Origin of the sequence: Kribbella sp., assembly GCF_035655035.1 — a bacterium.
Taxonomy (GTDB): Bacteria; Actinomycetota; Actinomycetes; order Propionibacteriales; family Kribbellaceae; genus Kribbella.
In genome coordinates, this window is record NZ_DASRVN010000349.1 from 1 (window position 1) to 6,494 (window position 6,494).

At 69.3% G+C, this 6,494-nt stretch carries 6 protein-coding genes; 4 read left to right on the plus strand and 2 right to left on the minus strand.

The annotated features are described in order from the left end of the window. Together VFF46_RS19405 and VFF46_RS19410 are read right to left on the minus strand one after the other, a co-directional pair. Positions 1–2,174 (minus strand): multifunctional oxoglutarate decarboxylase/oxoglutarate dehydrogenase thiamine pyrophosphate-binding subunit/dihydrolipoyllysine-residue succinyltransferase subunit (locus VFF46_RS19405; RefSeq protein ID WP_325038566.1); only part of this gene is annotated, 2,174 nt, incomplete at its 3' end. A gap of 429 nt (positions 2,175–2,603) precedes the next feature. Then, positions 2,604–3,014 carry a DUF3052 domain-containing protein gene (locus VFF46_RS19410; RefSeq protein ID WP_325038567.1) on the minus strand — a complete coding sequence of 137 codons (411 nt, stop codon included), beginning with the start codon at positions 3,012–3,014 and terminating at the stop codon, positions 2,604–2,606. A 41-nt stretch (positions 3,015–3,055) separates the two neighbouring features. On the opposite strand from VFF46_RS19410, the gene VFF46_RS19415 reads away from it, so the two are divergent. From VFF46_RS19415 to VFF46_RS19430, 4 genes are all read left to right on the plus strand, one after another. Then, the gene (locus tag VFF46_RS19415; protein ID WP_325038568.1) at positions 3,056–3,727 is read left to right on the plus strand and encodes a FadR/GntR family transcriptional regulator; all 672 of its coding nucleotides are present in this window, start codon (positions 3,056–3,058) and stop codon (positions 3,725–3,727) included. A 15-nt stretch (positions 3,728–3,742) separates the two neighbouring features. Continuing rightward, the gene (locus VFF46_RS19420) at positions 3,743–3,949 is read left to right on the plus strand and encodes a DUF6343 family protein (protein ID WP_325038569.1); all 207 of its coding nucleotides are present in this window, start codon (positions 3,743–3,745) and stop codon (positions 3,947–3,949) included. Between the two features lie 149 nt (positions 3,950–4,098). After that, on the plus strand, positions 4,099–5,679 hold the full coding sequence (locus VFF46_RS19425) for an ABC-F family ATP-binding cassette domain-containing protein (protein WP_325038570.1): 1,581 nt from the start codon (positions 4,099–4,101) through the stop codon (positions 5,677–5,679). A 90-nt stretch (positions 5,680–5,769) separates the two neighbouring features. Then, positions 5,770–6,494 (plus strand): HAD-IC family P-type ATPase (locus VFF46_RS19430; protein WP_325038571.1); only part of this gene is annotated, 725 nt, incomplete at its 3' end.

Sequence of the window (6,494 nt, forward strand, 5' to 3'; positions counted from 1 at the left end):
GAGGTGGTGAAGCCGACCTGGTTGTTCACGATCACGTGGATCGTGCCGCCGGTCCGGTAGCCGCGCAGCTGGGACAGGTTCAGCGTCTCCGCGACCACGCCCTGGCCGGCGAACGCCGCGTCACCGTGCACCAGCACCGGCAGCACCGGGAACGCGGCGCCGCGGTCCAGCAGGTCCTGCTTGGCCCGGACGATGCCCTCGAGCACCGGGTCGACGGTCTCCAGGTGCGACGGGTTCGCCGCCACCGAGACCTTGATCTTGTCGCCGAACTCCGAGACGAACTCGCCCTCGGCGCCCAGGTGGTACTTGACGTCACCGGAGCCCTGCACGGTCCGCGGGTCGATGTTGCCCTCGAACTCGCGGAAGATCTGGCCGTACGACTTGCCGACGATGTTCGCCAGTACGTTCAGCCGGCCGCGGTGCGCCATCCCGATCGCGACCTCGTCCAGCCCGGCGCCGGCCGCCTCCTCGCAGAGCTCGTCGAGCAGCGGGATCGTGGTCTCCGCGCCCTCCAGCGAGAACCGCCGCTGACCGACGTACTTGGTCTGCAGGAAGGTCTCGAAGGCCTCGGCCTCGTTCAGCTTGGCCAGGATCCGCAGCTGCTCCTCGCGGGGCGGTTTGGTGTGCGGGCGCTCGACCCGCTCCTGGATCCACTTGCGCTGCTCCGGGTCCTGGATGTGCATGTACTCGATACCGGTGGTCCGGCAGTACGAGTCGCGCAGGATGCCGAGGATCTCGCGGAGCTTCATGAACCGCCGGTCGCCGCCGCCGAACGAGCCGGTGGCGAACTCGCGGTCCAGGTCCCAGAGCGTCAGGCCGTGGGTGGCGACGTCCAGGTCCGGGTGGCTGCGCTGCTTGTACTCCAGCGGGTCGGTGTCGGCCATGATGTGGCCGCGCACCCGGAACGCGTGGATCAGCTCCAGGATCCGGGCCTGCTTGCTGATGTCCTCCTCGTGGCTGTGCGGGAGGTCGGCGGCCCAGCGGATCGGCTCGTAGGGGATCCGCAGCGACTGGAAGATCTCGTCGTAGAAGCCCTCGCCGCCGAGCAGCAACTGGTGGATCCGGCGCAGGAACTCACCCGACTGGGCGCCCTGGATGATCCGGTGGTCGTACGTCGAGGTCAGCGTCATCACCTTGCTGACCGCGAGCTTGGCCATCGTCTCCTCGGCCGCGCCCTGGTACTCCGGCGGGTACTCCATCGCGCCGACGCCGATGATGCAGCCCTGGCCGGTCATCAGCCGCGGCACCGAGTGCTGGGTGCCGATCGTGCCAGGGTTGGTCAGGCTGATCGTGGTGCCCTGGAAGTCCGGCAGCGCGAGCTTGTTGTCCCGGGCCCGGCGGACGATGTCCTCGTAGGCCATCCAGAAGTCGGCGAAGTTCATCGACTCGGCGGCCTTGATCGACGGCACCAGCAGCTGCCGGGTGCCGTCCGGCTTCTGCATGTCGATGGCCAGGCCGAGGTTGATGTGGGCCGGCTGCACGTGGGTCGGCTTGCCGTCGGTCTCGTCGTACGACGCGTTCATCTCGGGCAGCGTCTTCAGCGCCTTGACCAGCGCCCAGCCGATCAGGTGCGTGAACGAGATCTTGCCGCCGCGCGCGCGCTTCAGGTGGTTGTTGATCACGATCCGGTTGTCGATCAGCAGCTTGACCGGCACCTGCCGGACGCTGGTCGCGGTCGGGACCGTGAGGCTGGTCTCCATGTTCTGCGCGGTGCGCGCCGGGGCGCCGCGGAGGATCTGCCGCTCGGCGTCCGCGCTGGTCGCGGGGGCCGGCTTGGGCTGGGCGCTGGGCGGCTGGTTCACCGTGCCTCCGGTCGGAGCGGCCGTCGTCTTCGCGGCCGGGGCCTGTGCTGCTGGTGCGGCGGCCTGCGCGGGGGCGTTCGCCGCCGTCGCGGTCGCGGCCGGAGTGCTCTGGGCGGGCGCGGCCGGCGTCGTACCGCGGCTCGGCGCCTCAGGGGTCTTGTTGTCGGACACCGCATCCGGCCGGGGAGCGTCGGCCGGGGGAGTCGTCACCGGCTTCGCGTCACCATCAGGGTTGTACGTCTTGAAGAAGTCTAGCCACGCCGGATCCACCGAATTCGGGTCCTGCTGGTACTTCTCGTACAGCTCGTCGACCAGCCATTCGTTCGCACCGAAGGCTGCTAGGGGATTGGTGTCTGATGGCTCGGTGGCCACTTGGCAGTTCGCCTCTTCCGATTTCGGGTCCGGTACCACTGGTGGTTAATGCTGATGTTATGGGTGGTGTCCCAAGCAAAGGCTAATAGCACGCGGAGTACTTCCACAGCCGGGGACCACCGGACCAGTGTGTCGAGTGGTCGGGCCCCGGCGGGACGATCCATCGGTGCCTGAAACACTGCCCACAAAGGTGTTTCAGGCCACACGCACTCCGCTCGCCGCCGCCGGATGCGGAGAGCAACGGTCATAGCTCCGGGACGCCTTGCAGAGGTGGCTTTCCGGCACCCTTCCGGACGCCACCGCGACGGCGCCCTGAGCGCGGTTGCGAACTGTATGCAGTTGAGCACTCGCCACCCGTGACGATCGGTACCGCGCAGAAGTGTGGCCAACGTCACGCTCCGAATCAGTCCACCTGGGCATGATTGGCCTTCATCGGTTGCCGAGCCGGCGAACCAGCTTCAGCCCGGACCAGGTGCCGTCGATCGCGCACACCTTCACGTCGACCACCCCGAGCGGCAGGGCCAGCTCGCGGATCCCGTTCTCGTCGAGGTCGGTCGGCACCCCGGACGCGCGCTTCGGCCAGGCGACCCAGATCATCCCCGCGGTGGTCGTCCGCGCGAGCAGCACCGGGAGCCGCTTGCCGAGCCTGGCCCGGTCGGGGCAGAACATCAGGATCACGTCGTACGGCGAACGCCCGGCCCGGCGCGCCACCGCCGTACCTGCCGGCAGGCCCTCGATCGTGAAGCCGTCCGGAGCGTTGTCGAGCAGGACCAGGTGCTCGGGCTTGATCCCGAGCTTGGCCGCCAGCGGTTTGCCGGAGTAGCCCGTCGTCGTGGTCATGACCGGATCGTAGGCACCCTGTGTGGAGGCATACTGACGAGATGGCGTTGACGGACGAGGCGATCGTCAAGATCAAGGGGATGATCACCTCGGGGGAGCTCGGGCCGGGGGACCGGTTGCCGAAGGAGGCGGACCTGGCCGCGCGGCTGGGGCTGTCCCGGAACTCGCTGCGGGAGGCGGTCAAGGCGCTCACGCTGGTCAACGTGCTGGACGTCCGGCACGGTGACGGGACGTATGTGACCAGCCTGGACTCGGCGCACCTGCTGGACGCGCTGAGCTTCATGGTCGACCTGCACCGCGACGACTCGGTGCTGCAGTTCTTCGAGGTACGCCGGTTGCTCGAGCCGGGGGTGGCCGCGCTGGCCGCGACCCGGATCAGCCCGGAGCAGGTCGTCGAACTGCGGCTGCTGTGCAGCGACCTCGCGCCGGACGCCGGCGTCGAGGAACTGGTCGCGAACGACCTGCAGTTCCACCGCGGGATCGCCGAGGCGACCGGGAACCAGGTCGTCTGCTCGCTGCTCGACGGCGTCTCCGGCGCCACCCAGCGGGCCCGGATCTGGCGCGGTGTCACCCAGGCCGGCGCGGTCGAGCGCACGCTGTCCGAGCACGCCGCGATCCTGGATGCCATCGAGAGCCGCGACGCCGAGGCGGCCCGCGCCTGGATGACCGCTCACATCGCCGGTGTCGAGACCTGGCTGCGCAAGGCGCCGTAGGGGTACAGCGGAGGTATGTACGAACCGCCTCCACCTCGTAGCGCGCTGACACTGCGGATCGTGCTGTCGGCGTTCGGAGTGGTGGTGTTCGCCGCGGCGACGGTGCTGGCAGTCTGGCTCGCGCTGCCGTTCGGGTGGGTGATCGTGTTCGGGCTGCTCACCGGGGTGGCGCTGGTGGACCTCGTGGTCGTTGCCGGGCGCAAGCGATCGGAAAACGGTTGAACGGCTCGGCCGGAATCCGTATCCTTCAGGAGTCACATTCCCGACGACAGGGGTTCGAGTTGTCGAACTGAGGTCCTCTCACCAGCCGATCGATCGCCGCCGTTCTGGCGCGCGGTCTCGTCCGAGACCTCAGCAGGAGCCGACAACTCATGAGTTTTTCCCTGTCCTGTACCGACCTGTCCTTCGCCTGGCCCGACGGCGAGGTGCTGTTCGACGGCCTGACGTTCGTGGCCGGCCCGGTCCGCTCCGGGCTGGTCGGCCGCAACGGCGCCGGCAAGTCGACGCTGCTCCGGCTGATCGCCGGCCGGCTCACGCCGCAACGCGGGACGATCCGCGTCGCCGGCGAGCTCGGGTACCTGCCGCAGGACCTGACCCTCGACACCTCGCTGCGGGTCGACCAGGCGCTCGGCATCGACGCCGTTCGCCGGGCCGTTACCGCGATCGAGTCCGGTGACGCGTCCGAGCAGAACTTCGCGATCGTCGGCGACGACTGGGACGTCGACGAACGCGCCGAGGCCCTGCTCGGCAAGCTCGGCCTGGGCGCGATCGGCCTCGACCGCAGCGTCGGCGAGCTGTCCGGCGGCGAGACGATCCTGCTCGGGCTGGCGGCCGAGCTGTTGCGGCGTCCCGACGTACTGCTGCTGGACGAGCCGACGAACAACCTCGACCTGCGGGCGCGGCGGCATCTGTACGACGCCGTCGACCAGTTCCGCGGCGCGCTGCTGATCGTGTCCCACGACCGGGAGTTGCTGGACCGGGTCGACCAGATCGGCGACCTCCGGAAGGGGGAGGTCACCTGGTACGGCGGCAACCTGACCGCGTACGAGGAGGCGGTCGCGATCGAGCAGGAGGCCGCCGAGCGGATGCTCCGGGCGGCGGAGGCCGACGTACGCAAGCAGAAGAAGGATCTGGTCGAGGCGCGGATGAAGATGGACCAGCGCCAGGCCCGGGGGCAGCGTGCCTTCGAGCAGGGCGGGATCCCGAAGATCATCGCGGGCGGGCTGAAGCGGTCCGCGCAGGTGTCGGCCGGCAAGCACCTCGGGATGCAGTCCGAGCGGCTCGATTCGGCGCAGGAGGCGCTGGCGGACGCGGAGGACAAGGTCCACGACGACGAGACGATCCGCGTCGACCTGCCGAAGACCGCCGTACCGGCTGGTCGCATCGTGCTCCGGCTGGAGGATCACGTACTGCGGACCGGGGCGCACGTCGACCTGGAGATCCGCGGCCCGGAGCGGATCGCGCTGACCGGGCCGAACGGCGCCGGGAAGACGACGCTGTTGCAGTCGATCGTCGGGGGTTCGTTGCCGGTGGTGCCGCTCCGGTACCTGCCGCAGCGGCTCGACCTGCTCCGGGACGACCTGTCGATTGTTGACAATCTGGCGTTGCTGGCTCCGGCGACGGAGAACCAGGAGCGGCGGGCCCGGCTGGCGCGGTTCCTGTTCCGCGGGCGGTCGGCGGATCAGCTGGTCAGTACGTTGTCGGGCGGCGAACGGTTCCGGGCGACGCTCGCGGCCCTGCTGCTCGCGGAGCCCCCGCCGCAGTTGCTGATGCTGGACGAGCCGACGAACAACCTCGATCTGTCGAGCGTCGCGCAGTTGAAGGACGCGCTGGCGTCGTACAGCGGGGCCTTGGTGATCGCGAGTCACGACGTGCCGTTCCTGCGGGAGATCGGGATCACGCGCTGGCTGGAGCTGACGCCGGAGGGGATCGCGGACATCGATCCGCTGTAGGTCGTGGTCCCTGGCCCCGTCACCCTTCTGGGGTGGCGGGGCTGTTCCTTGTCCTTGATTTCCATACCCCCTGGGGGTATGGTCTGGGGCATGGACGAGCACGGTGGTCACGACGCGCATGCGGGACACGGTGGGCATGGGGCGCAGTTCAAGGACCGGTTCTGGATCAGTCTGGTGCTCGCGGTGCCGGTGGTGTTCTTCAGCCCGATGTTCGGCGACCTGCTGGGGTACGTGCCGCCGGAGTTCCCCGGCTCCGCGCTGATCGCGCCGGTGCTCGGCACGGTGATCTTCCTGTACGGCGGGCAGCCGTTCCTCACCGGCGGGTGGAGCGAGCTGCGGACGCGCCGCCCCGGGATGATGCTGCTGATCGCGATGGCGATCACGGTGGCGTTCGTCGCGTCCTGGGTGACGACGCTGAAGCTCGGCGGGTTCGACCTGGACTTCTGGTGGGAGCTCGCGCTGCTGATCGTGATCATGCTGCTCGGGCACTGGCTGGAGATGCGGGCGCTCGGCGCCGCGTCGGGTGCTCTCGACGCCCTCGCCGCGTTGCTGCCCGACGCGGCCGAGAAGGTGACCGACGACGGCGTGGTCGAGGTGTCGCTGCACGAGCTGCGGACAGGTGACGTCGTACTGGTGCGATCCGGCGGTCGGGTCCCGGCCGACGGGACGGTGGTCGACGGGCAGGCCGAGGTCGACGAGTCGATGATCACCGGCGAATCGCGGCCGGTGTCGCGTGCGGTGGGTGACCCGGTCGTCGCCGGAACTGTTGCCACCGACAACGCTTTGCGGGTCGAGATCACCGCGGTCGGCGACGA

Bases quoted from the DNA above. Each gene is read 5' to 3' on its own strand.
- VFF46_RS19420 (WP_325038569.1), top strand. From the start codon at position 3,743: ATGTACGAACCGCCTCCACCTCGTAGCGCGCTGACACTGCGGATCGTG.
- VFF46_RS19425 (WP_325038570.1), top strand. From the start codon at position 4,099: ATGAGTTTTTCCCTGTCCTGTACCGACCTGTCCTTCGCCTGGCCCGAC.
- VFF46_RS19415 (WP_325038568.1), top strand. From the start codon at position 3,056: ATGGCGTTGACGGACGAGGCGATCGTCAAGATCAAGGGGATGATCACC.
- VFF46_RS19410 (WP_325038567.1), bottom strand. From the start codon at position 3,014: ATGACCACGACGACGGGCTACTCCGGCAAACCGCTGGCGGCCAAGCTC.